At 69.8% G+C, this 24,387-nt stretch carries 31 protein-coding genes and 2 tRNA genes; 19 read left to right on the forward strand and 14 right to left on the reverse strand.

All coding sequences use genetic code 11. The features are described 5' to 3' along the window. Positions 1 to 34: 34 nt before the first annotated feature. Both LCF40_RS05375 and LCF40_RS23120 read left to right on the forward strand, forming a co-directional pair. Entirely contained in the window at positions 35 to 451 is a 417-nt protein-coding gene (locus LCF40_RS05375; RefSeq protein WP_114577975.1) for a DUF5809 family protein, read from the forward strand. Between the two features lie 277 nt (positions 452 to 728). Further along, entirely contained in the window at positions 729 to 863 is a 135-nt protein-coding gene (locus LCF40_RS23120; RefSeq protein WP_255565252.1) for a DUF7503 family protein, read from the forward strand. On the opposite strand, the gene LCF40_RS05380 is transcribed toward LCF40_RS23120, so the two are convergent. Together LCF40_RS05380 and LCF40_RS05385 are read right to left on the reverse strand one after the other, a co-directional pair. Continuing rightward, a complete protein-coding gene (locus tag LCF40_RS05380) occupies positions 860 to 2,962 on the reverse strand; it encodes a hypothetical protein (RefSeq protein WP_224827670.1) in 2,103 nt (700 codons plus the stop codon). The genes LCF40_RS23120 and LCF40_RS05380 overlap by 4 nt on opposite strands. Continuing rightward, the gene (locus LCF40_RS05385) at positions 2,959 to 4,170 is read right to left on the reverse strand and encodes a DUF7504 family protein (RefSeq protein WP_224827671.1); all 1,212 of its coding nucleotides are present in this window, start codon (positions 4,168 to 4,170) and stop codon (positions 2,959 to 2,961) included. The genes LCF40_RS05380 and LCF40_RS05385 overlap by 4 nt, the downstream gene beginning before the upstream one ends. A gap of 185 nt (positions 4,171 to 4,355) precedes the next feature. On the opposite strand from LCF40_RS05385, the gene LCF40_RS05390 reads away from it, so the two are divergent. The 4 genes from LCF40_RS05390 (at position 4,356) to LCF40_RS05405 (ending at position 6,003) form a co-directional block, all read left to right on the forward strand. Then, on the forward strand, positions 4,356 to 4,739 hold the full coding sequence (locus tag LCF40_RS05390; RefSeq protein ID WP_114577972.1) for a DUF7344 domain-containing protein: 384 nt from the start codon (positions 4,356 to 4,358) through the stop codon (positions 4,737 to 4,739). 62 nt (positions 4,740 to 4,801) lie between these two features. Beyond that, positions 4,802 to 5,350, forward strand: coding sequence for a PH domain-containing protein (locus tag LCF40_RS05395; RefSeq protein WP_224827672.1), 549 nt, complete (start codon positions 4,802 to 4,804; stop codon positions 5,348 to 5,350). Between the two features lie 155 nt (positions 5,351 to 5,505). Next, positions 5,506 to 5,784 carry a hypothetical protein gene (locus LCF40_RS05400; RefSeq protein ID WP_224827673.1) on the forward strand — a complete coding sequence of 93 codons (279 nt, stop codon included), beginning with the start codon at positions 5,506 to 5,508 and terminating at the stop codon, positions 5,782 to 5,784. Between the two features lie 6 nt (positions 5,785 to 5,790). Further along, positions 5,791 to 6,003: a hypothetical protein gene (locus LCF40_RS05405; RefSeq protein WP_114577971.1), complete on the forward strand. Its 213-nt coding sequence runs from the start codon at positions 5,791 to 5,793 to the stop codon at positions 6,001 to 6,003. Here LCF40_RS05405 and LCF40_RS05410 read toward each other — a convergent pair. Together LCF40_RS05410 and LCF40_RS05415 are read right to left on the reverse strand one after the other, a co-directional pair. After that, positions 6,000 to 6,938, reverse strand: coding sequence for an ROK family protein (locus LCF40_RS05410; protein ID WP_224827674.1), 939 nt, complete (start codon positions 6,936 to 6,938; stop codon positions 6,000 to 6,002). The genes LCF40_RS05405 and LCF40_RS05410 overlap by 4 nt on opposite strands. A gap of 32 nt (positions 6,939 to 6,970) precedes the next feature. Then, positions 6,971 to 7,312, reverse strand: a complete 342-nt coding sequence (locus LCF40_RS05415; protein ID WP_224827675.1) for a hypothetical protein — start codon at positions 7,310 to 7,312, stop codon at positions 6,971 to 6,973. Between the two features lie 317 nt (positions 7,313 to 7,629). On the opposite strand from LCF40_RS05415, the gene LCF40_RS05420 reads away from it, so the two are divergent. Next, a complete protein-coding gene (locus tag LCF40_RS05420; RefSeq protein ID WP_114577968.1) occupies positions 7,630 to 8,925 on the forward strand; it encodes a nucleotide sugar dehydrogenase in 1,296 nt (431 codons plus the stop codon). A 2-nt stretch (positions 8,926 to 8,927) separates the two neighbouring features. Here LCF40_RS05420 and LCF40_RS05425 read toward each other — a convergent pair whose 3' ends face one another. Next, a complete protein-coding gene (locus tag LCF40_RS05425; RefSeq protein WP_114577967.1) occupies positions 8,928 to 9,137 on the reverse strand; it encodes a ribbon-helix-helix domain-containing protein in 210 nt (69 codons plus the stop codon). A 128-nt stretch (positions 9,138 to 9,265) separates the two neighbouring features. Here LCF40_RS05425 and LCF40_RS05430 point away from each other — a divergent pair, with 128 nt between their 5' ends. Continuing rightward, on the forward strand, positions 9,266 to 9,592 hold the full coding sequence (locus LCF40_RS05430) for a DUF5789 family protein (RefSeq protein WP_114577966.1): 327 nt from the start codon (positions 9,266 to 9,268) through the stop codon (positions 9,590 to 9,592). Here the strand turns inward: LCF40_RS05430 and aglJ are convergent, their stop codons facing one another. Both aglJ and LCF40_RS05440 read right to left on the reverse strand, forming a co-directional pair. Then, the gene (gene aglJ, locus LCF40_RS05435) at positions 9,593 to 10,648 is read right to left on the reverse strand and encodes an S-layer glycoprotein N-glycosyltransferase AglJ (protein WP_224827676.1); all 1,056 of its coding nucleotides are present in this window, start codon (positions 10,646 to 10,648) and stop codon (positions 9,593 to 9,595) included. Between the two features lie 53 nt (positions 10,649 to 10,701). Next, positions 10,702 to 10,980: a hypothetical protein gene (locus LCF40_RS05440; RefSeq protein ID WP_224827677.1), complete on the reverse strand. Its 279-nt coding sequence runs from the start codon at positions 10,978 to 10,980 to the stop codon at positions 10,702 to 10,704. A 90-nt stretch (positions 10,981 to 11,070) separates the two neighbouring features. Between LCF40_RS05440 and LCF40_RS05445 the strand changes: the two genes are divergently transcribed. After that, positions 11,071 to 11,298, forward strand: coding sequence for an LSM domain-containing protein (locus LCF40_RS05445; protein ID WP_114577963.1), 228 nt, complete (start codon positions 11,071 to 11,073; stop codon positions 11,296 to 11,298). Further along, entirely contained in the window at positions 11,295 to 11,471 is a 177-nt protein-coding gene (locus tag LCF40_RS05450) for a 50S ribosomal protein L37e (protein ID WP_114577962.1), read from the forward strand. Before LCF40_RS05445 ends, LCF40_RS05450 begins: the two co-directional genes overlap by 4 nt. A 172-nt stretch (positions 11,472 to 11,643) precedes the next feature. Here LCF40_RS05450 and LCF40_RS05455 read toward each other — a convergent pair whose 3' ends face one another. Then, positions 11,644 to 12,450 (reverse strand): sulfurtransferase, encoded by an 807-nt coding sequence (locus LCF40_RS05455; protein ID WP_224827678.1) that lies wholly within the window; start codon positions 12,448 to 12,450, stop codon positions 11,644 to 11,646. A 282-nt stretch (positions 12,451 to 12,732) separates the two neighbouring features. Between LCF40_RS05455 and LCF40_RS05460 the strand changes: the two genes are divergently transcribed. Both LCF40_RS05460 and LCF40_RS05465 read left to right on the forward strand, forming a co-directional pair. Next, the gene (locus tag LCF40_RS05460) at positions 12,733 to 13,602 is read left to right on the forward strand and encodes a sulfurtransferase (protein WP_224827679.1); all 870 of its coding nucleotides are present in this window, start codon (positions 12,733 to 12,735) and stop codon (positions 13,600 to 13,602) included. 271 nt (positions 13,603 to 13,873) lie between these two features. Then, positions 13,874 to 14,506, forward strand: a complete 633-nt coding sequence (locus tag LCF40_RS05465; protein ID WP_224827680.1) for a rubrerythrin family protein — start codon at positions 13,874 to 13,876, stop codon at positions 14,504 to 14,506. On the opposite strand, the gene LCF40_RS05470 is transcribed toward LCF40_RS05465, so the two are convergent. The 6 genes from LCF40_RS05470 to LCF40_RS05495 form a co-directional block, all read right to left on the reverse strand. Further along, positions 14,507 to 14,782 carry a DUF7553 family protein gene (locus tag LCF40_RS05470; protein WP_224827681.1) on the reverse strand — a complete coding sequence of 92 codons (276 nt, stop codon included), beginning with the start codon at positions 14,780 to 14,782 and terminating at the stop codon, positions 14,507 to 14,509. Positions 14,783 to 14,826: 44 nt separating this feature from the next. After that, entirely contained in the window at positions 14,827 to 15,546 is a 720-nt protein-coding gene (locus LCF40_RS05475) for a profilin-fold protein (RefSeq protein ID WP_224827682.1), read from the reverse strand. A gap of 379 nt (positions 15,547 to 15,925) precedes the next feature. Beyond that, positions 15,926 to 16,123, reverse strand: a complete 198-nt coding sequence (locus LCF40_RS05480; protein WP_114577955.1) for a hypothetical protein — start codon at positions 16,121 to 16,123, stop codon at positions 15,926 to 15,928. Positions 16,124 to 16,416: 293 nt separating this feature from the next. Continuing rightward, positions 16,417 to 16,488, reverse strand: a tRNA-Thr gene (locus LCF40_RS05485). Between the two features lie 50 nt (positions 16,489 to 16,538). Further along, positions 16,539 to 17,252, reverse strand: coding sequence for a DUF7114 family protein (locus tag LCF40_RS05490; RefSeq protein WP_224827683.1), 714 nt, complete (start codon positions 17,250 to 17,252; stop codon positions 16,539 to 16,541). 102 nt (positions 17,253 to 17,354) lie between these two features. After that, entirely contained in the window at positions 17,355 to 18,149 is a 795-nt protein-coding gene (locus LCF40_RS05495) for an NAD+ synthase (RefSeq protein WP_224827684.1), read from the reverse strand. Between the two features lie 151 nt (positions 18,150 to 18,300). Here LCF40_RS05495 and LCF40_RS05500 point away from each other — a divergent pair. The 7 genes from LCF40_RS05500 (at position 18,301) to LCF40_RS05530 (ending at position 24,337) form a co-directional block, all read left to right on the forward strand. Then, a tRNA-Gly gene (locus tag LCF40_RS05500) sits at positions 18,301 to 18,371 on the forward strand. A gap of 147 nt (positions 18,372 to 18,518) precedes the next feature. After that, a complete protein-coding gene (locus LCF40_RS05505; RefSeq protein ID WP_224827685.1) occupies positions 18,519 to 19,439 on the forward strand; it encodes an ABC transporter ATP-binding protein in 921 nt (306 codons plus the stop codon). After that, positions 19,436 to 20,287, forward strand: coding sequence for an ABC transporter permease subunit (locus tag LCF40_RS05510; protein ID WP_114577951.1), 852 nt, complete (start codon positions 19,436 to 19,438; stop codon positions 20,285 to 20,287). The genes LCF40_RS05505 and LCF40_RS05510 overlap by 4 nt, the downstream gene beginning before the upstream one ends. A gap of 39 nt (positions 20,288 to 20,326) precedes the next feature. Next, positions 20,327 to 21,103 carry an alpha/beta fold hydrolase gene (locus LCF40_RS05515; RefSeq protein ID WP_224827686.1) on the forward strand — a complete coding sequence of 259 codons (777 nt, stop codon included), beginning with the start codon at positions 20,327 to 20,329 and terminating at the stop codon, positions 21,101 to 21,103. Positions 21,104 to 21,146: 43 nt separating this feature from the next. Continuing rightward, positions 21,147 to 22,319 (forward strand): AMP-binding protein, encoded by a 1,173-nt coding sequence (locus LCF40_RS05520; protein ID WP_224827687.1) that lies wholly within the window; start codon positions 21,147 to 21,149, stop codon positions 22,317 to 22,319. 39 nt (positions 22,320 to 22,358) lie between these two features. After that, positions 22,359 to 23,114 carry a type 1 glutamine amidotransferase gene (locus LCF40_RS05525; RefSeq protein WP_224827688.1) on the forward strand — a complete coding sequence of 252 codons (756 nt, stop codon included), beginning with the start codon at positions 22,359 to 22,361 and terminating at the stop codon, positions 23,112 to 23,114. 62 nt (positions 23,115 to 23,176) lie between these two features. Then, a complete protein-coding gene (locus LCF40_RS05530; RefSeq protein WP_224827689.1) occupies positions 23,177 to 24,337 on the forward strand; it encodes an acyl-CoA dehydrogenase family protein in 1,161 nt (386 codons plus the stop codon). Positions 24,338 to 24,387: the final 50 nt, after the last annotated feature.

A 24,387-nucleotide genomic window follows, 5' to 3' on the forward strand; every position in this document is an offset into this window, starting at 1 on the left:
TCCGTATAACTTCCCGGAGGCGAAACTCCCTGCCATGCACACGACGGGGACGTTCGCGCCGGAGTCGGTCGAGGCCGCCCGCGAACGCTACGAGTCGGTCGGCCCGGTCGCACAAACGACCGTGCGAGCGGTCGCCCGCGCGATGGGCTTCGAGCGCGAGGAGTACGACGAGCGGGTGACCGGCGAGGTCGTCGAGACGGCTCGAGAGGCGATCTTCGCCTCCTTGCTCGACGTCCGGGTCGGGAGCCGCGAGGAGTTCGAGGAGTGGGCCGGGGAGTACGACGGCGAGGTCTTTCTCTCGGGGAGCGAGCACGTCGACCGCGTCGCCTGGCACGCCGGGCCCGCCGGCGAGGCGGTCGCGGCGACCTTCCAGAACGAGGAGGCGGCGGCCGTCGAGACGCTTCGCCGGCAGGCGTTCGGCCGGCTCTACCGCGAGCTAGTGACCGGCTAACGACCGTTTCGGTGCCGAAACCACTGGTTTTCCCGCCGAATCGGCCGACGAGCGTCGCGAACCGATCCGGTCGAGACGGATTCGCCGGACCCGGTTTCGGGTTCGCTCCGGACTCGGTCCGGGCGTCGCGCCGCGTTCCGGCGGCCGCTGCGAAAGCGGGGATTACCTCCGCCCGGATCGTATTAGATACCGTGTCACTCCCGGTAAGATTCAATTGTCGTCGTCTCGGGAGGCTTGAACTAGGACTAAGTCGCGTCCCTTCCCACGGGAGAACGCGATGTCAGACAGTAACAGCGACTTACTCGAGTACCTCGCGGATCACCCCCGAGCGATCGGCGTCCTGGCGACCGTCTGCCTGTTGCTCTCCCAGGCGGCACCCGTCGCCGCCGGGAACAACGGCACGATCACCTAATCGAGGCGTTCGACGAGCGCCTCGTCGGTAGACCAGTAGAGCTCCCCGTCGTACTCGACGGGGATCCGCTCCAGGCGGAGGAAGCGCCGGAGTTGCCCGGCGCCGACCGAAAACGTCGGCGACGACCCCGAGAGGACGTAGCGATCGACGCCGTCGATGTAGGGGATCGAGACGCCGCCCATCCCGTCGCGGGCGTGGTAGAACGTCACCGTGAGCCGGTAGTTGTCGTCTGCGGGTTCGATCCGACACCGCGTCGGGACGCCCCCACCGGCTTGGGCGGCCGCGGCCCCGCCGTCGCCGACGACGACGTACTGGTTTCCTACCAGCCGGCGCGAGCGGGCGAGGTCGACCGCCGAGCGGAGCGTAAAGCCCGCGTTTAGGAGCCCGGCGAGTAGCCGACCGACGGCGATCGCGTCGGCGTTGCCGACGTCGCTGACGGTGGCGATGGCGCCCGCGGCACCCGCCTCGACCAGCGCCACGCCCGTCCGGTAGGACCGACAGCCGTTGACGATGACGGCCCCGGTGCCGACCGACTCCAGCGAATCTGGATCGAGGACACCGTCCGAACAGACGAAGCCGCCGTCCTCGACGTGGCCGACGTAGTGGAGCACGTCGCCGACGGCCAGCAGCCCCCGGAGGTCGGCAACGGTAGGATTCCGGTGGACGTCCACCGAGAACGGGAGCTCCTCGCGGCCGCCGTAGAGGTCGCCGTCTACCTCCCCGGCCATCCGGTCGTCGGTACAGACGAGCGTGACCTCGATCCCGCCCTCGGCAGGCGAGCCGTCGAGGCCGTGTTCGAACCCCGCATGGAGGAGCTTGTTCGCGTCGGTCGGCACCCCCGATCCGAGCCACCCCTGCTCGAAGGCGTCGGCCGCGGGCGCGGAGACGTACGGCTCCGCGCGATCCCCGGTGCCGGCAGACTGGGCGCCGCGGGCGGGATCGCCAGCCGCCCGCGCGAGCGTCCCAACGTCGGCGCCCGGCGGCGGGTCCCCAACGCTCTCCACGGCCGGCGCCGCCCGGATCTTCGCGAGGTCGTTCGCGAGAAAGGGCAGGGAAGCGATTCCGTCGCGGTCTCCCGTCGTGTGGACCACGAGCCCCCATCGCGGGCCGAGTTCCGCGAGGGCGTCCCCGGGAATCTCGGCGGCGGCCGCGAGCCGGTCCCCGATCGGGGCATCGTACAGGTCCGCGGCGGGGAGATCCATCCGCTCTTCGAGCCGGTGGCGCTCGTCGAGATCGATGGTGTAGAGGCCCTCCGTTCGGACGACGCACTCAAGGAGGAAGATCCGCTCGAGGACGTCCTCGACGGCGCGCTCGAAGGCGGGGGTCGAGGCGGTCGCCGTCGGTCCCAGCCGGCGGGAGAACCCGTCGGTCTCGATCCGGGGGGTCGAGCCCGTCCGGACGGTCGCCCCGAGGTAGGCGGCGAGCGAGGCGGCCGCGTACACCGCCGAGCGGTCGGGCGGGACGACGAGTTCGACCGCGCCGGGCGGCTCCAGGCCGGACGGGATCGAGAGCTCGTCTGCGAACTCGAGCCGCGGCGGGTGGCCCCGCAGCGAGGGGAGCGATCGTTCGGGACCGGTCGTCTTCAGCCCCGAGCCGAACGTCGATATCGCCCGCGCGAGGTCGTCGGGGTCGGCCGTCGTCCGGACGGTCGCCGCGGGCCGGTCGTGCCGGGAACGGGCGCCGATATGGACCTCGCCGGAACCGGTTTCGATCGCCAGCCGGTCGTCGGCCGAGGCGACCGTCAGCGGCCCCTCGACGGCGACGTAGAGCCGGATCGGGGCCATCACCTCGACGACGTAGCGCCCCGCCGGCAGCGCCTCGTAGGCGTAGTGTTCGGTCCGGGCGACGGTCTCGCCCGCGTCGTCCCGGATGCAGGTCGGGACGACGTACGGAAAGACCAGCTCCGGGGCCCGGACGGCGACCGCGGCATCGACCGGGAACCGAAACCCCGTCGACTCCGCCGGCCGCGGCTCCGGGCGGTCGCCGGTCCCGATGGGGTAGCGGGCGTTGCAGACCGGATCGACGACGACGAGGTCGGCCCCGTCGGTCCGGAAACGCGGCCGGGACGCCGGCTCGGTCGGGCCGGCCGGCCCGGTCATCGCTCGAGCCGGGCCCACTCCGTCGTGTGATCGCCGTCCCGGAAGTGCCAGCGCTGTTCGGGGGTCGCCCCCTCGAGACGGAGCTCGAGGGTCGCCTCGAAGGCGGGCTCGATCGCCCGGACGGCCGCCGACTCGCGGTCGATCGGGAGGGTGTAGTGGGCAAGCGCCGAGCGGTCCCGGACCGCCGCACAAAGCGGCACGAGGAACTCCCGGACCGCCGCCGGCTCGCGCGCTTCGACCAGCGGCCGGAGCGAGGCCACACAGAGGCGGACGCCCTCCTCGGCCTCCGCGAGTTCGGCCTCGATCGCCTCGCGGACCGTCTCTAAATCGCCCCCGACGTCGGTCACCGCCGGCCCGGGGACGCTGCGGTCGCCGTCGGGGGCGGTCGGCGTGCTCGCCGCCGAGCGGGCGGCCGTCGCGTGAGCGAGGACGGTCGCCTCGCGTGCCGTCCCGGGCGGGAGCTGTGCGGGGACGATCCCGACCTCGCGGTCGAACAGCGCGAACAGGTGGCCGTCGTCGCCTTCGAGCAGCCGCGAGCCGGCCGAGTCGAGGATCGCGTCGGGAACCGAGCCGACCACGAGGACGTTGCCGCCTGCACGGAGCCGGCGGAGGGTACAGCCGACTGACACCCCATCGGGTTCGACGACGACGTCGTAGCCGAGCGCCGTAAACCGGACCGTCGCCCCCGTTCGGGGGACCCCGTTCGCCCGCGGACGATTGAGTCGGGAGAGCGCCCCGGGATCGACGATCCGGGAGAGCTCGCTCCGGACGCGGGTCGGGTCCTCGCCGGTTCGGTCCGCGAGCTCGAGGACGACGCCGGCGCCGACGTCGTCGGTCCGCGCGTCGATCCGGGAGACGTGGTCCCAGTCGGGCTCGTCGGGCGAGAGGGTCACGCCGTCGGGGTCGACCCGGACCGTCCGCCCGTCGTAGCTCGTCGTGACCGCCGGCCACGCGGTCCGCTCGGGAGTCGTCCCGGCGGCGGACTCCGCCCCCGTATCGGGGGGCGACTCGCCATCGGCGCCAGCCCTCCCGTCGAGGAGGTCGTCCAGGGCGTCGGGATCGACCGTTCCGTTGAGCGCGGGCAGCGAGAGCGCCGACGCGCCCTCGCGGTCGGCGACGCGGCGAACGACGGCGAGGCTGGCCCGGTCGGGCCAGTTCGAGGCCCCGTCCGTCTCTCCGTCCCCCCGCGGCGGATCGTCGTCACGCATACACCCTTCGTACCCCCGCAAGCGACGAAAGCCTCACGTAAACGCTCCCGTCGAACCGTCGTCGGATCAAGACCGACCGTTCACGGAAGTTTTTCACTCCCCCCGGGCAGTCGCTCTTGGTTCCGAACAGCCCGCCCGAACAATTCTCTGACAGGCTTATTGCCGACCCGACGCTCGATACGACCATGGGCGACTATCGCCCCGACGACGGCGACATCCCCGACGGCGACGGCCCGACCGCGGGAGGTCACGTCCCCGCCGGCCGCCGGGATCCCCTGAGCGAACTGCTCTCCGGCCTCTCCCGGCGCCGGCGTCGGGAGGTGCTCTACTACCTCGTCGAGCACGAACTGGCCGACATCGAGTCGATCGCGGGCCGGATCGCCCGCCGGGAGCGGGGAGCCGACCCCGAGGCGGTCAGGATCGATCTCGCCCACAACCACCTCCCGAAGCTGGCCGACCGGGGACTGATCGAGTACGACCCCCGAAGCGGGGCGATCAGGCTGATCGCCCTCGAGGACCGGTTCGTCGCGCTCCTCGATCGCTGCCGGGCTCTGGAGTCCGACCGGTAGCGCGGGCGGATACTATTATTAGCCTGCCGTTCCATGTCACGGGGTATGACGGGTGGAGACCGGTGAGCGTCGGGACGCTGTTGCCCGGGAGCGAGAACGTCGAGGACGCCGACTGGCTCCACCTCACCGAGGGCGAGACCGTCGAGTGGGTCGGCCGGCCCTCGGCGTACACGATCGCGACCTCGATCGTCGTCGGGGTCGTCCTCGCGGCCGTCGGGATCGGGCTCGCGATCTGGCTCTCGACGATGGATCTTCCCCCCTGGGCGGCGGCTCTCCCCCTCGTTCTCGTCGTCGTCGGCATCGGCCGGATCCTGATGGCCTACCTCGACTGGGTCCGGCTGCTGTACGTCATCACCAGCGAGGAGATCTACGTCAAACACGGGCTGGTCTCCCGGGACGTCACCCAGATCCGCCTCGATCGCATCCAGAACACCGCCTACGACCAGAGCGTCGCCGAGCGCTTCCTCTCGTTCGGCGACGTCCGGGTCTACACCGCCGGAACCAGCACCGAGGACGTCACCTTCCGGGACGTGCCCGACCCCCAGCGGGTCAAACGGACGCTGACGAACCTGCTGAGCGAGCAGGGCCGTCGGGAGCCCGGCGAGCTATAGGGCGGACCACTTTCGCCTCCCCGGACTGCCGCCGTCGGAAATCTCCACCGGAAACAGGAGGGTGAGAGCCCCCCTTCCGGCGATTCCGCGCTGGCGATCACTTCCGCACCGGGGCAGAAAAACGGCTTTTGTCGTCCCCCGCGTTCGATCCGTCGATGGCACCCGATCCCCACCTCGAGGCCGACCCCGCCGACCCCGTCACCCCCCGATCCCGGGTCGTCATCGACGCCGACGCCGACCGGTACCGCTACGTCTGCCCGAACGGCCACGCCGACTGGGATCGTACCAACAACCACCTCTGGTGTCGGGGCTGTCGGCGCCAGGCCGACAACGGCGCGGACGTCGATCCCGAACACCACCGCCTCTTCGACAAGAAACGCGAGGAGGTCGTCCCCTGGGAGGTCGTCGAGATCGACGGCCCACAGCGGGCGTGACTCCCGATGTCGATCCCCTCACTCACCCGACCCTCGCTCTCGACCGCCCAGCGCCTCGTCGGGCTGGCCTGTGCGCTCGCCTTTTTCGGGCTCGCCTACCGCTCGCTGGCCCCCGAGTACGCGCTGGGCTGGCCGACCATCGCCGGCGCCGTCGTCGTCATCGCGATCCTGCTGGGAAAGCTCGACCAGCTCGCGGCGGTGGTCGACGCCTGGCGTTAGGGCGTGGCCTCGACCCCGCTCCGCATGGCGTGGGGCGCGAGCGCGCCGTAGAGCCCGATCGCGTCGCCGAGGTCCGTCCGGCGGATCGGCGGCACCTCGGGGAGCGCGTAGTCCGCGAGACGGGGCCGGGCGCGCTCGACGATCTCCTCGAAGTTGGGCTCGCCGACGCCGCCGCCGACGGTGATCAGCCCCGGGTTGTAGGCGTTGACGACGGCACCGATCCCGGCGGCGTTGTAGCGCCCGATCCGGTCTAAGTAGTCGTCGGCGACGCGGTCGCCCGCCGCGGCGGCCTCGAAGACGTCCCGCGAGGTGAGCCCTTCGGGATCGAGGGCCGTCTCCCTGGACTCGTCGGCGAGCAGGTCAGCGACGAAGCCGGCGATCCCCCGGCCAGAGCAGTAGGCCTCCCATGCGCCCGGGACGCCGGAACTCGAGCGCTCTTCGGGACCGATCGGGAGGAGGCCGACCTCGGCGGCGTGGCCCGCGGCGCCTCGGAGGACGTGGCCCCGATCGACGACGCCTGCGCCGATTCCCGTACCCATCGTGAGGTGGACGACGGAGTCGTGGCCCCGACCGCGGCCGTACACCCACTCGGCGAGCGCGCCCGCCGTACAGTCGTTTTCGATCCGGACCGGGAGGGAGGACTCCGCTTCGATCGCCGGTCCGAGCGGGATCTCCCGGACGACCTCGTTGTCGGGGGTGTCGATCTCGCGGATCGTCCCGCCGTCGATCAGGCCCGCACAGGCGATCGAGACCGCGTCGATCGTCCCGGCGCGCTCACGGAGGGTCTCGAGTCGGCCGTGGACCTGCTCGATCAGGTCGTCGATCCGGGTTCGTTCGACGTGGACGTCGCCCCGGAGGCCGGCGCCCGGCGAGCCGAGCGCCGAGCGGAGGTTCGTGCTGCCGATCCCGAACAGGGCGATCGTCTCGTCGGCCATCCTTCGGTACGATCCCCGAGAGCGGTATCAACCTATCGTTCCGCCGGACCGGCGTCCGACGCCTGCCTCGCCGGTGCGTTCGCCGGATTGCCGGCCCCTCTCTCCTCCCGGCGGGAATCGCCGGTGGGGCCTTCGGATCCGTCGCCGACGAGATCCTCGGGACCGTGGTTCTTCGGGTACTCGATCAGGGTCGCCCCCGCCCCCTGCCGTGAGAGATCGAACAGCCGGTCGGCGAACCGGTGCCACTCGGCGAGACACCGCTCGTGGAGCCGGAACCGGTGGTGGGTCGAGAGGTGGGGCGGCGGGCCGACGGCGACGGCCTCGCTCTCGACGCGGCGACCGCACCAGGGACAGGCCGGAGACTGCTCGGGCATGTCCCTCCCGGGGAGGCCGACCGGCTTTGTTACGCGTTCCCAACGGGCGGCGCCCGGACGGTACGGGCCGCGTACGGTCCGTCCGGTCCGGCGACGATGGCGCCCGCCAACCGCGGGACGCGACGACGGCCTGCCGGATCGACAGCTATTTGATTCGTCTGGCGGTAATGTGGCTCCACGTTGATCGTCGCCGTCCCGGCCCGTCCTGGCCGCGTCCGAGCGACTGGAGGTTGATCTATGAAATATTGTTCCCGCCACACACACGGCACCGATCGCACGCTCGCCCCGGCCGAACCGTTCCCCGCGGAGCGAAAGCGATGACCGGCGCCGCGACCACGACCGTCTGCGTCGTCGGCCTCGGCTACGTCGGCCTCCCGCTGGCGGTCGAACTCGACCGCAGCGGCCACGACGTCGTCGGCTTCGACGTCGACCCCGACCGCGTCGAGATCCTCGAGGGAGGCGTCGATCCGACCGGCGACGTCGGCGACGACGCGATCGCGGAGTCGGGAATCGAGTTTACGACCGACGAGTCGACGATCGAGCGCGCCGAGTTCGTGCTCATCGCCGTCCCGACGCCGGTCGACGACCTCAAGAATCCCGACCTCAAGTACGTCGAGGCCGCCGGCGAGACCGTCGGTCGAAACGTCGGTTCGGGAACGACCGTCGTCCTCGAGTCGACGGTCTACCCCGGGGCGACCCGGGAGATCCTCGCGCCCGCCCTGGAGGACGCGTCAGGTCTCACCGTCGGCGAGGACCTCTTCGTCGGCTACTCCCCCGAGCGCATGGTCCCCGGCGACGAGGAACACGGCCTGCGAAACGTCATCAAGATCGTCAGCGGCCAGAACGAGTCGGTCTTAGAGGACGTCGCCGTCCTCTACGAGTCGATCGTCGACGCCGGCGTCCACCGCGCCCCCGAGATCGAGGTCGCGGAGGCCGCCAAATGCATCGAGAACGTCCAGCGGGACGTCAACATCGCGCTGATGAACGAGCTCGCGGTCGCCTGTCACGAACTCGGCCTCGACACCCGATCGGTGCTCGACGCCGCCGGCACGAAGTGGAACTTCCACGACTACCGGCCCGGACTCGTCGGGGGCCACTGCATCCCCGTCGACCCCTTCTTCATGATCTACGAGCTCGAACGCCACGACTTCACCCCCCAGCTCATCGAGAGCGCCCGCGAGGTCAACGACTACGTCCCCGTCCACATCGCCGACCTCGTCCTCCGGGGGTTCAACGAGTGCGGGAAGGTCCCCCAGGAGAGTTCGGTGCTCGTCCTCGGACTCTCCTACAAGCCGGAGGTCGGCGACGTCCGGACCTCCTCGATCAACGGCACGATCGCGAAGCTCGAGGCATTCGGCTGTGACGTCGTCGGCTACGACCCCCACGTCGACCCGGCCGAAGCGCGCGACGAGTTCGGCATCGAGATCGCCGACGAGCTCGAAGTCGATGGGGTCGACGCGATCGTTCTCGCGACCCCCCACCGCGCGCTCCGGGAGGTCGACTACACCACCGCGACGAGCGCGATGGCCGCGAACCCGCTGCTGGTCGACGTCGACGGCGTCCTCGATTCCGACGCGCTCTCGAAGGCGGGGCTCGAGTACTACCGGCTGTAGCGCTACTCGAGGTAGCCCAGTCCACGCAGCTGTTCTGCGATCTCCTCGAACTCGGCTTCCGTGAGCTCTCCCGACTTCTGGTGTTGGATGACGATGCTGCGAAGCAGGAATCGCACGAGGTCGCTCGTGCTCTGGAAGCTGGTGCCCTCGATGGTCTCGTCGACGCGGTCGGCGAGTTCCTTCGGGATCGAGACGGTGGTGTAGTCGGACATGGTCGGTACCATCGCGGGCGGAGGGATAGGACTGTCGGCAGCCGCGAGACCGGAGGCTCGGGACTGGTCCGGGACCGGCTTCGGACGGGTCCGGTGCGGTTTTGACGCGGGGAGGCGTAGGCCGCTCCATGGGCGTTCGGCCACCATCGGGAGGCGACGACGAGCCGGAGAGCATCGAGTTCGGGATCGCCGCCGTCGACGCACGGCTCAGGCGGACGGACCTCCCCTTTCCGGTCACCGAGGGGGAGGTCGCCGCGGCGCTCGGGGACGAGGAGATCGCCTACGACGTCCACGGGAACACGGTCGCCCTCCGGGAGATCCTGGAGGAGGTGGATCGCGAGCGCTTCGAGGACCGCCAGGAGCTGTTGAACGCGCTTCACCCCCCCTTCGAGCGCTACCGGAAGGACCGGAGCGGGAGCGTCGTCCAGCAGGTCCGCTCGTTTCTCCCCTTCTGATCACCGCTCGTCGTCGGCGGAGCGCTCCGGTCGTCCCGGCTCCCGCCGGTCGCCGCCCCGCTCGCCGCTCCCGGAGACCTCCTCCCGCGAGGAGCGCCGGGTGATCCGCTCCAGGCGATGGCGCTGTTCGCGGTGGAGCGCGACGATCATGTCCGAGAGCACGCCGAACATGAGCAGTTGGACGCCCAGCAGGATCCCGCTTGCCGCGACCACCGCCATGATCTCGTGGCCCTCGCTGTAGCGGAGCCACTCCCAGAGGACGTACGTCGCGACGGCCGCCCCGCCGGCGACCGACGCCGCGCCGAGGCTCCCGAAGTAAAAGAGGGGGTTGGTGGTCTTGGCCAGCGAGTACAGCGTGAGCAGGATCGTCCCGCCGTCCCGGATCGGGTGGAGGTTCGTCTCCGAGGCGTCGGGGCGGGCGCTGTAGGAGATGGGGGCGACAGTCGTCTCGACGTCGCGTTTGACACACTCGACCGCGAGTTCGGTCTCGATCGTAAACCCCTCGGCCGACAGCGGCAGCCGACGGATCGCCTCCGTCCGGAACGCCCGGTACCCCGAGAGGATGTCGGCGTACTCGCCGCCGTGGATGAACCGGAAGGCACCGTTGACCAGCCGGTTTCCGACCCCGTTGAGCCGCGCCATCGCGTCGTCGTCCATGTCGGCAAAGCGGTTGCCGATGACGTGGTCGTAGCCCGCCGAAAGCGGCGCGAGCAGCGCCTCGACGTCGGCCGGATCGTAGGTGCCATCGCCGTCGACCAGGACGACGTAGGGAGTCTCGACGACCTCCAGGGCCTCCCGGACGGCCTGGCCCTTGCCCGAGCCCGACTGGGTCATAACGCGCGCGCCGCGCTCGCGGGCGATTTCGCGGGTGTCGTCGTCCGAGTCGCCGTCGACGACGAGGACGTTCGTGTAGCCGCGATCGCGAAAGCCCGAGACGACCGCCCCGATCGTCGGCGCCTCATCCAGGGTGGGGACGAGCACGCAGACCGACTCCGGGGGGACCGGTCGGTCGACGTCCGCGGCGGGGCGATGGCGGGACACGGCCTCGTCGCTCATCGTCTGTGCGTTTCCGGCGTCGGGAAAAAGGCTGCCGGTCGCCTCCGACCGCCTCAATCGACGACGACGTCGGGCTCGTCGGCCGGCTCGAACTCCTCGAACTCCCCGTCGTCGTTGCCGCCCCGGAACTTCCGGACGGCCAGCCCGAGGGCCACCAACACGAGAAGTCCGACGACGACGCCGATCGGCTTCCCGCCGCCGTCCTCGGCCGCGGCGGCCTCCTCCTCGTCCTCCGCTCCGTCGTCCTCGCCGATGGTCGCCTCGCCGATGCGCTTGGGGCCGAACTGCGTGTTTCCGTCCAGGTGCAACTCGATGAACGTGAGCGAGACCATGTCCGAACCGTCGACGACCGCACACTTAGCCGTTGTGCCGGCTGCCCCCCGATCGGTACGATTAAGTGTGCGTCACTTGCGGGTTCTCCCATGAGCGGACGACCGCTGGACGTCCTCGAGGCGTCGCTCGGCGAACGGGTCTCGGTCCGTCTGAAAAGCGGCGACGAGTATGTCGGCGACCTGACGGGATACGACCAGCACATGAACCTCGTCCTAGAGGAGGTCTCGATCCCCGTCGAATCGACGGTCGGGGAGGAGCCACCGACCGAAGACACAACGATTATACGCGGCGATAACGTGGTTTCGATCACTCCATGACCGGCGCAGGAACCCCGAGCCAAGGAAAGAAGAACAAAACGGTCCACGTCAAGTGCCGGCGCTGTGGCGAGAAGTCCTACCACACGACCAAAAAGCAGTGTGCCTCGTGTGGCTTCGGCAAGTCCGAGAAACAGCGGAGCTACGCCTGGCAGGGCAAGACCGGCGACAACTGACTTCCTCCGGCCAGTCTCTTTCGTTCGTCGGCTCTTCTCTCGTCATCCGATTCCGAGAGCGTCGCCGTCATAACCGTTTCGCGGCTCGCCTACCGGCTCACCGCTTCGCTTCGAGGCCTCGCCCGTTTCGCGGGTCGCTGTCGCTCCCCGCTCCACCTCGAGGCTTCCTTCCTCACTTCGTTCGGTCGTCAGCCTCGCCGGTCTCCACTCGCCCGTCGGCCGCGAGCCACTCCGTGAGACTCCCCTCGTAGAAGGCGACGTCCTCGTAGCCGAGGTGAGAGAGGACGACGTAGGTGTGGCTGATCCGGCGGGCAGTGTTACAGTAGAGGACGATCTCCCGGTCGGGCGTGATCCCCCGCTCCGCCAAGAGCGCCTCGAGCTCCTCCCGGGGCTTCAGCCCGCGGCTCTCGTCGTCGACGACGGTCCGCCAGTCGAGGCGGACCGCGCCGGGGAGTCGGGCCTCCTCGAACTCGAACTCCTCTCGCGTGTCGACGAGGAGGGCCCCCCGGTCGAGGGCCGCCTCGACTCCCGCCCGGTCGATCAGCGGGCTCTCCTCGGACGGGAGGGGTGTCGGCTCGTACTCCGTCGCTTCGGGCTCGACGGCACCGGACTCGGTCGGGTGCTCGCGACTCCAGGCGCTGTAGTCGCCGGAGAGCAGGCGGACGTCCTCGTGGCCGTAGACGAGCGCGGTGACCAGAAACCGGGCAGCGAACACGCCGTGGGTGTCGTCGTAGGCGACGATCGTATCGTCCGCCTCGATCCCCGCTTCCGACAGCAACTCCCCGAACGCCTCGCTCCCGGGGAGCATCCCCGGCGCGTCGTCGCCCTCGTCGCGGAACCGATCGAAGGGGACGTTGACCGCGCCGGGCAGGTGGCCGATCCCCTCGTACTCCCAGGACTCCCTGACGTCGACTATCCGCGGGGGGTCGTCGGTCTCGAGCCGTGTCGCGAGCCAGTCTCGGGAGACGATGGGGTCCATGACCGCCCGCTACGGACTCCACGTACAGAACACCTCGGTTCCGACACGATCAGCTGCGGTTCCAGGGTCCGGGCAAAAGTCTCCGGTACTCGCCCCGGCGACGACGGACCGACCCTCCCGCGAACCTCCGTTTCCGGCCCACGACGGCCTCGGCGACGGCTCGCCGGGCCGATCGGCACCCGAGCCGGGCCACCTTCCGGCAACAATATCCGGGACGATCGAGCGACGACCGTATTGACCGGATCGGAAGTACCTATGGGGCAGGGGCGTCTATCGCCGGGCATGGCAGAGACCGAATATGCCAACGACGTGCTCGTATCGGCCGACTGGGTCGAGGACCATCTCGAGGAGTTCCAGGACGACGACTCCGATCTCCGGCTGGTGGAGGTCGACGTCGACACCGAGGCCTACGAGGAGGCCCACGCACCCGGCGCCATCGGCTTCAACTGGGAGACCGAACTCCAGGACCAGACGACTCGGGACGTCCTCTCGAAGGAGGACTTCGAGGACCTCCTCGGGAGTCACGGCATCAGCGAGGACGACACCGTCGTCCTCTACGGCGACAACTCCAACTGGTTCGCGGCCTACACCTACTGGCAGTTCAAGTACTACGGCCACGACGACGTGAAACTCCTCGACGGCGGCCGCGAGTACTGGCTCGAGAACGAGTATCCGACGACCGACGAGGAGCCCGAGTTCTCGGCGACCGAGTACGACGCCTCCGGCCCCCGCGAGAGCATCCGAGCCTACCGCGACGACGTCGAGAACGCGATCGACCGCGGCCTACCCCTGGTCGACGTCCGAAGCCCCGAGGAGTTCTCCGGCGAGGTGCTGGCTCCGCCGGGACTCGACGAGACCGCCCAGCGCGGCGGCCACGTCCCCGGCGCCCAGAACATCTCCTGGGCGGCGGTCACCAACGACGACGGCACCTTCAAGAGCCGCGAGGAACTCGAGGAGCTCTACGCCGACCACGGCATCGGCGGCGAGGAGACCACCGTCGCCTACTGCCGGATCGGCGAGCGTTCCTCGGTCGCCTGGTTCGCGCTCCACGAACTGCTCGGCTACGACGACGCCATCAACTACGACGGTTCCTGGACCGAGTGGGGGAACCTCGTCGGCGCGCCCGTAGAGACCGGCGAGGCCGACGACTGAACGAAGTGAAAGCGGAGGCCTCGAGGTGGAGCGGCGACGGACGGAGCCGCGAAACGGGCGAGGCCGAGTAAGCGGCTCGATTTCTTTACTGCACGAACCGCGTGGCGAACGGTACTTAACCGGTGAGCGGCTCGAAGGGGTCGCCGACCGCTCGAGCCGTCTCGGTTCCGCGGGTCGGCTTCGCCTCCGCTCCACCACGAGACCTCGTTCGCATCGCTCACTCGGCCTCGCTGACGACAGACATAACTCGGGACCGATCGTATCGGCGGGTATGACCGATGGCGAGGACTTCGTCGAGCGAATAGAATCCGAGAACCAGACCGAACTCTCGCGGCTTGGTTCCTCGAAGTCGCTGTACGCCGCGACCGAGGGCGAGATCGACGTCGACCCGGTGCTCCGTGCGACCGCCGATGCCGAGTACGCCGCCTGGCAAACGTTCGAGTCGTGGGCCGAAAGCGAGGGCGACGACCGCGCCCGCGAGGTCTTCGAGGCGGCTGCCGACGAGGAGGAAGGCCACTACGAGACCGTCGTGGACGAACTCGGCGACCACGATCCCGAGGAGGGAGAGACGCCGGCACTCCACGACTACCTTCGCGGGCTCGAGGACACCCCCGAACGGCTCGGCGGGCTCGTCGGACGCACCCTCGCCAGCGAGCGCTCGAAGAGCCAGGTCGTCGGCTTCTTCGTCGGCGATGCCGACCCCCAGACCGCCGCGCTGTTCAGGGAGTTCGGCGACGATTTAGACGACCAACTCGATCGCGCGCTCGACGCTCTCGAGGCGGCCTGTACCGACGAGGAGATCGAGCGCGCCGAGGAGGCCGCGACCGGTGCGATCGGAGCCGCCTACGAGGAGTACGTCGAAGTGTTGGAGGGGATGGGCGCGAACCCGAAGCCCGTCTGTTGATCAGACGCCCTCTAAGGTCTCTCGATAGCTGGTGATCGCCGCGAGGGCCTCGCCGACGTGGTCGGCGACCGAAGTGTCGCCCTGGTCGTCCGAGATCTCCGAGAGGGCGTGTTCGTGGCGCGCGAGCCGGCCGTGGTCGACGCCGCTGTCGTCCTCGGCCATCCGCTCGAACTGTTCGGCCTGCCGGTCGAGCCGGTCGGCCACCGACTCGTCGTCGGCGGCCTCTTCGGCTTCCCGGAGCGATCGTGCCGCGGTTCCGAGTGGTTCGTTCGTCATCAGGGGACCGTTCGCCCGAACGGGTCAAAACCGTTGTGCTGTGCTCACAGCGAGACCGTATCGAGGTCGGCTTCGAGGTCCGCGACGTGGCCGTTGAACGCCTCGACGAACGCGCCGACGTCGTCGGCGTACCGCCGAAGGTCCTCCGGCGTCGCGGGACCATACTGCGAGAGGAGATAGACCCCGCCCTCGCCGCCGATCCGGAGATAGCTCGTCCGCCCCTCCTCCCACTTCAGTTCCCAGCGGGTCCCCGAGACGGTCGTCGTGTAGGAGCCATAGGAATCGCCGTAGCGGTGGAGTTCGTCCGCCATCGCGTCGGCTACCTCCCGGATGCGGGCGACGATCCGGTCGCGTTCGGCGACGGCCTCCGCGGTCGAGGCGACCTCGGGGAACTCCGTCGGGACGTCCGCCAGGACGTCGTCGTAGGAGGCGACGAACGCGTTGAACGCCACGACGAAGGCGTCGTAGTCGGCCAGCGCCGTCGCGAGCGCCTCCGGTTCGGGAGGCTCTCTCGTCGAGACGACGTACGTCTCCCCGCCCGTACGGGGCTCGTATCGGAGGTACTGGACGTCGCCGCCCTCGTACTTCAGCGTCCAGCTTCCGCCGTCGGTGTCGAACGTCTCCCGTCCGTAGTCCCCGCCCTCCAGGAGCGCCAGCTCGCGAGCGGCCCGCCCCGCATGCGAGCGAACGTCCTCGAGGACCTCGTCTCTGGCAGCGGCCGCGTCGTCGGCCGACTCGATCTCCCGCTCGAGTCCGTCGGTCATACCGTCGGGAGGCGCCGAGCGGGGTTAGGTGGCCCGCTTTAGAGCACCGGCTCCTCCGCGAACGCCGCAGGTGTGACTGTCTCGCGATCTCCGCCCGCCCCCCACTGCTGCTTCGAAGTGGAAAGTGAAGGGAGCCATCCAAGCAGTAGCGCTAAACGAGTTCGTGACGAGTGTCCTCTCGACCGTGAGTCAGAACGAGTACGAGCAACGGACGTTTTTCTCATGCGAGATCTGCAATATCGTGTACGCAGGGTTCGAGAAGCCGCCCATCTGTCACAACTGCGGGAACGATACGTTCATCAAGGTCGTTCCGACCGGTGATGCTGCTGATCGGTAGGGCCACCGCTCGACGACGGTCGTCGATCCCGAACCAGGAGCATCAGCGAAATCGGCGGTACGCCCGGAGAAGAAGGGAAGCAGCCGTACCAGCCCCGGGAACGCGGGAGGACAGGGCCGCAGCACCGAGGAGAAATAGCCCGCCGAGACGGCGCCCCTTTAGGATCTCCATCGCCGCATCGATGACCGTCGTTACTGTACTCGCGTTCTTGAGCAGACCAGCTCGATCACTTGTTGGCATCGGTATGAGAAGGACAACGCCTCCAGGCACTAAACCGCGCCGGGTTGCGTGTATCATGAGAGACGATGAGTTCCGTCCTGGTTTCGACTGTAGACAGGCCCCCGGACCGCTCCCGAAAGGACCCTGATCGGCCCTGCTGCTTCGGATTCCCAGGTAGGGTCCCGATCTCTGAGGGGACCGAAACTATCGGAGCACGCCAGAAGGTGACCGGTCGGCATCGAACCGGACGTATCGCGCGTCGTACGAATCCGAGCCAACCACGCTCATACCCGTGGCTCAGAGGATCATGTACAAGCCTAGGCCGGGATTTGAACCCGGGCTCTCGTCCTTACCAAGGACGCGCTTTACCGCTAAGCTACCCAGGCGCGCATCCGTTCGTTGCCGTGAGTCGTCTTTATGGGTTTCGGTTCCCCGGTCAGGGGTCGGTCGCCGACGTCGCCCGGTCGGCCCGGCCGCCATCGCCGGGACCCGCCTCGGAGTCGGCGGCGTCCGCGGGCTCTCGGTCGTCCTCCCGGCGGTCGGCCCCCGGGCTCGCGCCGGCACCACCCTCGGGAACGCCCGTACAGCGATCCGGCGGGGGGAACTCGGTGCCGCGGGCGACGTCGCCGGCGTCGGCGAGGATCGCCCGGGTCGGCGTCGCGCCGACCGCGGCGGCGCCGGCGAGGACCGCGAGTTCGGCGACGTCGCGCTCGAGGCCCGCGTCCAGGGCGTCGGCGTCGGCCCCGGGCTCCTCCCGGCGGCTCTGGTCGCGGCCGAACGCCTGGACGGTCCGGACGGCCTTGCCGGCGGCGTCGGTCCGGGCGAGGACGTAGAACCCGCGGGCGACGAGGATGTCGGCGGCGAGGATCTCGAGGTCGCTTCGCTCCCGGTGGTCGTCCCAGGGCTCCTCGTGGGCCAGCCGGCGGGTGAGCGCGAGCCCCTCGTAGATGAGCTGGACGCCGGCGGCCCGGCGGGCGACCGCGTCGCGGTCTGCGTCGGGATCGGCGGCGACGGCGCTCTCGACGGTGAGGACGGCGGGGGTCATCGACGCGTCGTCGATCGTCTCGGCGATGACCGCCTGCAGTTGGGAGGGCTCGACGTCCGCGACGGCGTCGCGAGCGGCCCGTCGACAGCGTGCGACCCGGTCCATCAGCGGGAGGTAACGGCGGGGGAGCCAAAGGCCTTTGGAACGGGCGGTCGGCGCCGTGCCTCGGGGAGAGAACGCCGTCGACGCCCTCAAGGAGCCGGGCGATCAGGGAAGCGGATCGGGCGCCGGCGGCGCGGCCCGTTTGTGGGCGCTTCGCTCGTATAGCCCGCGGACGGTATCGATCGCCTCGCGGTCGACGCCGAGCTCCCGGCGGGTCGCCGCGGCCGACAGCGGGCCGTCGATGTGGAGCGCGAGGATCGAATCCAGGGTGTCGTAGTCGAGGCCGAGTTCGGCCTCGTCGGTCTGTCCCTCCCAGAGCCCGGCGGTGGGGGTCTTTTCGGCGAGGTCGTCGGGAACGCCGACGTGGCGGGCGAGCTGGCGGACCTGCCGTTTGTAGAGGTTGCCGATCGGGTGGCAGTCGACGGCGCCGTCGCCGTACTTCGTGAAGTAGCCGACGGCGGCCTCGCTCCGGTTGCCGGTGCCCAGCACGAGCCGGTCGTCGTGGTTCGCGACGAGGTAGTTCAGCACGGCCCGGACGCGCGCCCGGGCGTTGCCGACCGCCACCTGATCGCCCTCGGCCTCGGGGTAGGCCGAAAGCAGCGAGCCGACGATCGGCTCGATTTCGATGACGTCGTAGGAGAGTTCCAGGTCCATCGCGACCCGTTCGGCGTCGCTCATGTTGTCGTCGTCGCTGACGGTGCCGGGCATCACGAGCCCGTGGAGGGCGTCGGCGCCCAGCGCCTCGGCGGCGAGGTAGGCGGTCAGCGTCGAGTCGATCCCCCCCGAGAGCCCGAGGACGGCGCCGTCGGCGCCCGCGGCGTCGGCCGTCTCGCGGATGAATCCCGTAACGTGTTCGCGGCGGGTCTCGAGTTCGGCCTCCGAGAAGCGAAGGTCCAGCATCGGGCGGCCGTAGGTGACCGGCGGCCAAATAGCCTCTCCCTCGGGAGAAAAAATGGACGTCCGTCCGCTTCGCCGGCGACCGCCGGCCCCACGGACTCCCGGTGTGAGGAAGCGCTACGTTCAAGTGTCACGGCCCGGAAGTCGGGAACGCGCACCGGTGGTCTAGTGGTAGGACATGAGCTTCCCAAGCTCATAGCCCGGGTTCAACTCCCGGCCGGTGCATCCGAGACGTCTTCTGTGGGCGAGTCGACCGACGGCCGACCCGGCCGAACCAGAGGCCGGCGGCGGACGACGATGATCGAACGCGCCGGCGTCGGAACCCCTTAACGAAAAGGTACTTATCCTCCAGTTACGTTTCCCCCGACAAGAATGGTTGCAATAGAAACAGATTCGCTCGAGCGGCGGTTCGGGAGCGTCCGGGCCGTCGAGGAGTTGGACCTCGAGGTCGACGAGGGGGAGGTGTTCGGCTTCCTGGGACCCAACGGCGCCGGCAAGTCGACGACGATCAACATGTTGCTGGGGTTCGTCCCGCCGACCGCGGGGTCGGCGACGGTGCTGGGTCACGACGCGGCCACCGAATCGCTCGCGGTCCGCCAGCGGACGGGGGTGCTCCCGGAGGACTTCGGCGTCTACGAGCGGCTCACCGCGCGCAAGCACGTCCGCTTTGCGATCGACTGCAAGGGAGCCGGCGACGACCCCGACGCCCTCCTCTCTCGCGTCGGGCTGGCGGACGCGGCCGACCGCAAAGCGGGGGGGTTCTCGACGGGGATGCGCCAGCGCCTCGCCTTCGCGATGGCGCTTGCCGGCGAACCCGAGCTCCTGATCCTCGACGAGCCCTCGTCGGGACTCGACCCCAACGGCGCCCGCGAGATGCGCGAGATCGTCCGCGAGGAGGTCGACCGGGGTGCGACCGTCTTCTTCTCGAGTCACATCATGGAACAGGTCGAGGCGATCTGTGACCGCGTCGGCGTGATGCGCGAGGGTCGGCTCGTCGCGTGTGACTCGATCGCGAGTTTGAAACGCGACCTCGACGTCGATTCGCGACTGGTCGTCGAGGTCGACCGGGTTCCCGAGGGCATCCGCGAGGAGCTTCTGGCGCTCGAAGGCGTCTCGGCGGTCCGGATCGACGACGGCGAGATCGAGGTCGCGCTCTCGCGGGCGGGCCGCAAGACTGCGGCCCTCGACGCCGTCGAGCGCTCGGGCGCGGCCGTCGAGGACGTCAGTACCGAGGAGCCATCGCTTGAGGACCTCTTCGAGGCGCTGACGACCGAATCCGAGGTGGCCCCATGAGCTGGGCCCACATCGCGCGCAAGGACTTCGCCGACGCCGGCCGGTCGCTGACGCTGTGGGTCGTGACGGGCCTGTTGATCCTGCTCGTCGCGGGGATGACCGCGATCCCCTCCCTGCTCGAGACCGAGGAGCCGTTCGGGCAGGCGCTGTATTTCCTGTTTTCGGCGGTCGCGCTGGTGATCCCGATCGTCGGCCTCCTGTTGGGGTACAACGCCGTCGTCGGCGAACGCGAGTCCGGGAGCATCCGCTTCCTGCTCGGACTTCCCAACACCCGCCGGGACGTCGTTTGGGGGAAGCTCCTGGGCCGGACGGCGGTCGTCGTCGTCGCATCGGTCGTCGCCTTCGCGGTCGGCGCCGGCGTCATCGCCTGGCTCTACGACGGGTTCGTCGTGAGCGACTACCTCGCACTCCTCGCCTTTACCGTGGTGATGGGCCTCGTCTACCTCTCGATCGCGATCGGGGTCTCGGCTAGCGTCTCCTCTCGGGGGAAGGCGATCGCGGGCGTCCTCGGCCTCTTCGTCCTCTTCGACGTCGTCTGGCAGTCGGTGCCGATGGGTATCTACTACCTCCTCGAGGGAAGCTGGCCGACCCTCTACGGCGAGGGGTCGCTGCCGGCGTGGTTCGTCCTCGTCGAACGGCTCTCCCCGGGGCAGGCGCTGTCGGCCGTCGCCATCGAGATCGTCGACGTCATCGACGTCGCCGAGATCGACCTCACGGCAGCGGGACGGGTCGCCGGCGAGGTGCCTTTCTACCTCGAGACCTGGTTCGCGGGCGTCATCGTCATCGCCTGGATCGCCGTTCCGATCGCGATCGGCTACGCGCGGTTCTCGCGGGCGGTGCTGAACTGAGACCGCAAGATCCTCCCGCTCTCGCGGCGAAGCCGACCCATGCCGACGGCGAAAAACGGCGACGTGGCCATCCACTACGAGCGCGAGGGCAGCGGCGAGTCGGTCGTCTTCGTCCCCGAAGCCGGACTCGGGGGGTGGCTCTGGGGGTGGCAACACGCCGCGCTTTCGGGTCCCTACGGGACCGTCGTCTGGGATCTCAGGGGGACCGGACGCTCGGACGCCCCCCCGGGACCGTACTCGCTTTCGACGCTCGTCGGCGACCTGCTGGCGGTCCTCGAGGAGTGTGAGATCCGAAAAGCCCACCTCGTCGGCTGTGGCCTCGGGGGCGCGGTCGCCCTCGAGACGGCCCGCCGCTCGACGCGCGCCGAGACCCTGACGCTGTTCGGGACCGCCCCCGCCGGCGAGGGGTTCGCCCTCGACCCCCTCTTCGCCCCGCCCGGCGACCGAGAAGCGATCCGGGACTCGCTCGAGGTCGCCCTCTCCGCGGAGTTCCGCCGCGACCAGCCCGACGCGATCGAGGGGATCGCCGACTGGCGGGCGGAGGGCGACGCCGATCGCCAGGGCTGGGCGGCCCAGATCGCCGCCCTCTCCGGGTTCGATGCCACCGACCGGCTCGTCGAAATCACTCAGCCGGCGCTCGTGGGAGCGGGGACCGCGGATCGGCTCGTTTCCCCCGAGGGGAGCCGCGATCTCGCCGACGGCCTCCCGCGCGGGGAGTACGTCGCCTGGGAGGGCGCGGGCCACTTCCCCTTCGTCGAGCGCTCCCGGGAGGTCAACGACCGCCTCGCGGGTTTTCTCGCCGAGCACGGCACGTAATCGCAACCCCTCCCTCTACGTCGCTGGCCCCCGTGGCTCGCCCATGACGCTCTCGCTTTCCGCCCGCGCGGACCACTGGGGCGACCGAACCGCCGTCGTCGACGTCTCGGCGGCCCGCCGGAGCTCCCCGGAGCGGTACTCCTACGCCGACCTCGCCTCCCTCGCCACGGGGTTCGAAACGACTCTCGCCGACCGCGGGGTCGGTCCCGGCGACGTGATGGCCGTCCTGAGCCGGAACCGCGTCCGGACGCTCGCTCTCCTCTTTGCCTGCCGGCGGCTGGGGGCGACGGTCGCACCGGTCTCTCACCGCCACACCCCCGCAACCGTGACGGGCCCGATCGATCGACTGGAGCCGACGCTCGTCGTCGCCGAGGAGGCACAGGGCGACCTCCTCGCGGCGCTCGAGGGGGAGTCCACCGCGACGTTCGACGACCTCGCCGACGACGCGGATGCCGATGGGTCCGGTCGCTCGCCCTCCGACGGTCGCCCGGAGCGGGGCGAGACGCCCCTCCTCGCGCTGCCCGTCGTCTCCGAGCCGAGCGAGGGGAGCGGGCTCGAGGCGGTCGTAAACTTCCCGGCCGACGCGGTCGAGGCGACCTGCCGCTCGGTGGCGACCACGTGGGGGATCGGCCGGGCCGACCGGCTCGCCCTGACGCTCCCGCTGTCGGCGCCCGACGGGCTCCTCCGGGTCGCACTGCCCACGCTCTACTCCGGCGGAACCCTGTTGCTCGATCGGGCGTTCGATCCCGCTGACCTCGTTGCGGTCGGAGGGGACGAGCCCGTCACCGTCCTCGCCGGCCGGACGGCCGGGCTTCGCGGCCTCCTCGACGAGGGGTTCCCGGACGCGGCGCCCGGTTGTGAGATCATCGCCGACGCGGGGGTTCCCGCGGCCCTGCGAGCGGAGTACCGCGAGCACGGACTCGCCGTCCGCCGGGCGTACGGAACTCCGGTCTGTCCCACGATCCTCTCGGGACCGGCGCCGGACCGCGGCGATGGCGACGACGAGGGCCTCCGCCCGCCGTTCGACTGCCGGGTTCGCCTCGTCGCGGAGGGAGGAGTCGTCGAGGGCGCTGGGGAGGGCACTCTCGAGCTCGCGGGGCCGATGGTCGGCGAGCGACGGGAGGCGGCCGACGCTGGCCGGACGGACGGTGAGGGGTGGCATCCGACGGGCGATCGGTTCCGGCGGGACGCCGGCGGTCGCTACCACCCCTGCTAGGCCGCAAGGCCTATTCGGTCGGAGTCGCTTTCCCCGTCCATGGACCCGCTTCGCATCGCCGTGCTCGACGCCTCACACGGGGACGCGAACACCCCGCGGAACTTCCGGCGGGAGTTAGAGGCCGACCTCGATCGGTTCGACGTCACCGCCGGCGAACTCCCCCCCGACTTCGCCTACGACGGCTTCCTCGTCACCGGCTCGCGGTCGTCGGTCTACTGGGACGAGGACTGGATCGCGGGCGTCGAGGAGTGGGCCGGCGAGGCGATCGAGCGGGGGCTGCCCGCGCTGGGCGTCTGCTGGGGCCACCAGCTACTGGCCTCGGTCCTCGGGGGCACCGTCGAGGACATGGGCGTCTACGAGGTCGGCTACAGCGAGATCGAGCAGACCGGCGACTCCCCGCTCTTTTCGGGGATCGGCGAGCACTTTACCGCCTTCACCTCCCACTCGGACGCGGTGACCGAACTCCCGCCGGGTGCCCGTCCGCTGGCCGCAAACGAGTACTCGAACCACGGCTTTTCCTGCGGGGACGTCTTCGGGATCCAGTTCCATCCCGAGTACGACCAAGAGACGGCCCGCCATCTCATACGCGAGAAGGAGCTGACCGACGACCGCCGGCGGTCGTTGCTCGCCTCCGTCACCGACGAGAACCACGCGGCGACCCGCGAGGCCAAACGGGTGTTCGAGAACTTCCTCGCGTACGTCCGGGACGTTCGAACCGACGACACCCGCGACGCCTGCGACCCCCGCGACGACGAGGCCGCGTCCGCGGCCGACTCGACGCCGACCGCGGAGTAACCCGACCACGACCGGCTCCCGACCACGCGAGCGTTTTTCACCGCCGGCCGCGATGATCGATCATGCTCGACTATCTCGACCTCGAGGCGGATCTGGACGAGAAGGAACGGCTGATCCGCGAGACCGCCCGGGAGTTCGTCGACGACCGGGTTCGTCCGGAGATCGGCGAGCGCTTCGAGGACGGGAGCTTCCCCACCGATCTGATCGGCGAAATGGGCGAGTTGGGATTCTACGCGCCCAATCTGGAGGGGTACGACTCGCCGAACGTCTCCGAGACGGCGTACGGGCTCCTGATGCAGGAGTTGGAGGCCGGCGATTCGGGGATCCGCTCGATGGCCTCCGTCCAGGGCGCGCTCGTGATGTACCCGATCCACGCCTACGGGAGCGACGAGCAAAGAGAAAACTGGCTCCCGAAACTGGGCGAGGGCGAGGCCGTCGGCTGTTTCGGGCTCACCGAACCCGAACACGGGTCGAACCCGTCGGCGATGGAAACGAGCGCCGACCGCGAGGGGGAGCGATACGTCCTCAACGGTACCAAGACCTGGATCACCAACGCGCCGATCGCCGACGTCGCCGTGGTCTGGGCCCGGGACCGTTCCGAAGGCGGTGACGTTCGGGGCTTTCTGGTCGAGACCGACCGCGAGGGCGTCTCGACCCCGAAGATAGAGGACAAGCTCTCGATGCGGGCCTCGAGCACGGGCTCGCTCGAGCTTCGGGACGTCGAGATCCCAGCGGAGAACCGCCTCCCCGACGTCTCGGGGATGAAGGGGCCCCTCTCCTGTCTAACCCAGGCCCGCTACGGCATAGCGTGGGGCGCCGTCGGCGCCGCACGGGACTGCTTCGAGGTCGCCAGGGAGTACGCCAGCGACCGCGAGCAGTTCGGCGGCCCGATCGCGCGGTTCCAGCTTCAACAACGGAAGATCGCGGAGATGGCGACTCAGATCAGTCTGGGGCAGCTACTGGCCTACCGGCTCGCCGACCTCAAGGAGCGGGGCGACCTCCGGCCGGAGCAGGTCTCGATGGCCAAACGCAACAACGTCCGGATGGCCCGCGAGACGGCCCGCACCGCCCGCGAGATGCTCGGGGGCAACGGGATCACGACCGACTACTCGCCGATGCGCCACATGGCGAACATGGAGACGGTCTACACCTACGAGGGGACCCACGACATCCACACGCTGATCGTCGGCGAGGAGCTGACGGGAATCGCTGCCTTCGAGTAGCGGCGGGTGCCACGTGGAGGCATGAGTAGCGCAGCGCCGGCGGCCGACCG

Source organism: Saliphagus infecundisoli (genome assembly GCF_020177375.1).
Classification (GTDB): domain Archaea; phylum Halobacteriota; class Halobacteria; order Halobacteriales; family Natrialbaceae; genus Saliphagus; species Saliphagus infecundisoli.

Coding starts and splice junctions, on each gene's coding strand:
- LCF40_RS05375 (WP_114577975.1), top strand. CDS start 35: ATGCACACGACGGGGACGTTCGCGCCGGAGTCGGTCGAGGCCGCCCGC.
- LCF40_RS23120 (WP_255565252.1), top strand. CDS start 729: ATGTCAGACAGTAACAGCGACTTACTCGAGTACCTCGCGGATCACCCC.
- LCF40_RS05380 (WP_224827670.1), bottom strand. CDS start 2,962: ATGACCGGGCCGGCCGGCCCGACCGAGCCGGCGTCCCGGCCGCGTTTC.
- LCF40_RS05385 (WP_224827671.1), bottom strand. CDS start 4,170: ATGCGTGACGACGATCCGCCGCGGGGGGACGGAGAGACGGACGGGGCC.
- LCF40_RS05390 (WP_114577972.1), top strand. CDS start 4,356: ATGGGCGACTATCGCCCCGACGACGGCGACATCCCCGACGGCGACGGC.
- LCF40_RS05400 (WP_224827673.1), top strand. CDS start 5,506: ATGGCACCCGATCCCCACCTCGAGGCCGACCCCGCCGACCCCGTCACC.
- LCF40_RS05405 (WP_114577971.1), top strand. CDS start 5,791: ATGTCGATCCCCTCACTCACCCGACCCTCGCTCTCGACCGCCCAGCGC.
- LCF40_RS05410 (WP_224827674.1), bottom strand. CDS start 6,938: ATGGCCGACGAGACGATCGCCCTGTTCGGGATCGGCAGCACGAACCTC.
- LCF40_RS05415 (WP_224827675.1), bottom strand. CDS start 7,312: ATGCCCGAGCAGTCTCCGGCCTGTCCCTGGTGCGGTCGCCGCGTCGAG.
- LCF40_RS05420 (WP_114577968.1), top strand. CDS start 7,630: ATGACCGGCGCCGCGACCACGACCGTCTGCGTCGTCGGCCTCGGCTAC.
- LCF40_RS05425 (WP_114577967.1), bottom strand. CDS start 9,137: ATGTCCGACTACACCACCGTCTCGATCCCGAAGGAACTCGCCGACCGC.
- LCF40_RS05430 (WP_114577966.1), top strand. CDS start 9,266: ATGGGCGTTCGGCCACCATCGGGAGGCGACGACGAGCCGGAGAGCATC.
- aglJ (WP_224827676.1), bottom strand. CDS start 10,648: ATGAGCGACGAGGCCGTGTCCCGCCATCGCCCCGCCGCGGACGTCGAC.
- LCF40_RS05440 (WP_224827677.1), bottom strand. CDS start 10,980: ATGGTCTCGCTCACGTTCATCGAGTTGCACCTGGACGGAAACACGCAG.
- LCF40_RS05445 (WP_114577963.1), top strand. CDS start 11,071: ATGAGCGGACGACCGCTGGACGTCCTCGAGGCGTCGCTCGGCGAACGG.
- LCF40_RS05450 (WP_114577962.1), top strand. CDS start 11,295: ATGACCGGCGCAGGAACCCCGAGCCAAGGAAAGAAGAACAAAACGGTC.
- LCF40_RS05455 (WP_224827678.1), bottom strand. CDS start 12,450: ATGGACCCCATCGTCTCCCGAGACTGGCTCGCGACACGGCTCGAGACC.
- LCF40_RS05460 (WP_224827679.1), top strand. CDS start 12,733: ATGGCAGAGACCGAATATGCCAACGACGTGCTCGTATCGGCCGACTGG.
- LCF40_RS05465 (WP_224827680.1), top strand. CDS start 13,874: ATGACCGATGGCGAGGACTTCGTCGAGCGAATAGAATCCGAGAACCAG.
- LCF40_RS05470 (WP_224827681.1), bottom strand. CDS start 14,782: ATGACGAACGAACCACTCGGAACCGCGGCACGATCGCTCCGGGAAGCC.
- LCF40_RS05475 (WP_224827682.1), bottom strand. CDS start 15,546: ATGACCGACGGACTCGAGCGGGAGATCGAGTCGGCCGACGACGCGGCC.
- LCF40_RS05480 (WP_114577955.1), bottom strand. CDS start 16,123: ATGCCAACAAGTGATCGAGCTGGTCTGCTCAAGAACGCGAGTACAGTA.
- LCF40_RS05490 (WP_224827683.1), bottom strand. CDS start 17,252: ATGGACCGGGTCGCACGCTGTCGACGGGCCGCTCGCGACGCCGTCGCG.
- LCF40_RS05495 (WP_224827684.1), bottom strand. CDS start 18,149: ATGCTGGACCTTCGCTTCTCGGAGGCCGAACTCGAGACCCGCCGCGAA.
- LCF40_RS05505 (WP_224827685.1), top strand. CDS start 18,519: ATGGTTGCAATAGAAACAGATTCGCTCGAGCGGCGGTTCGGGAGCGTC.
- LCF40_RS05510 (WP_114577951.1), top strand. CDS start 19,436: ATGAGCTGGGCCCACATCGCGCGCAAGGACTTCGCCGACGCCGGCCGG.
- LCF40_RS05515 (WP_224827686.1), top strand. CDS start 20,327: ATGCCGACGGCGAAAAACGGCGACGTGGCCATCCACTACGAGCGCGAG.
- LCF40_RS05520 (WP_224827687.1), top strand. CDS start 21,147: ATGACGCTCTCGCTTTCCGCCCGCGCGGACCACTGGGGCGACCGAACC.
- LCF40_RS05525 (WP_224827688.1), top strand. CDS start 22,359: ATGGACCCGCTTCGCATCGCCGTGCTCGACGCCTCACACGGGGACGCG.
- LCF40_RS05530 (WP_224827689.1), top strand. CDS start 23,177: ATGCTCGACTATCTCGACCTCGAGGCGGATCTGGACGAGAAGGAACGG.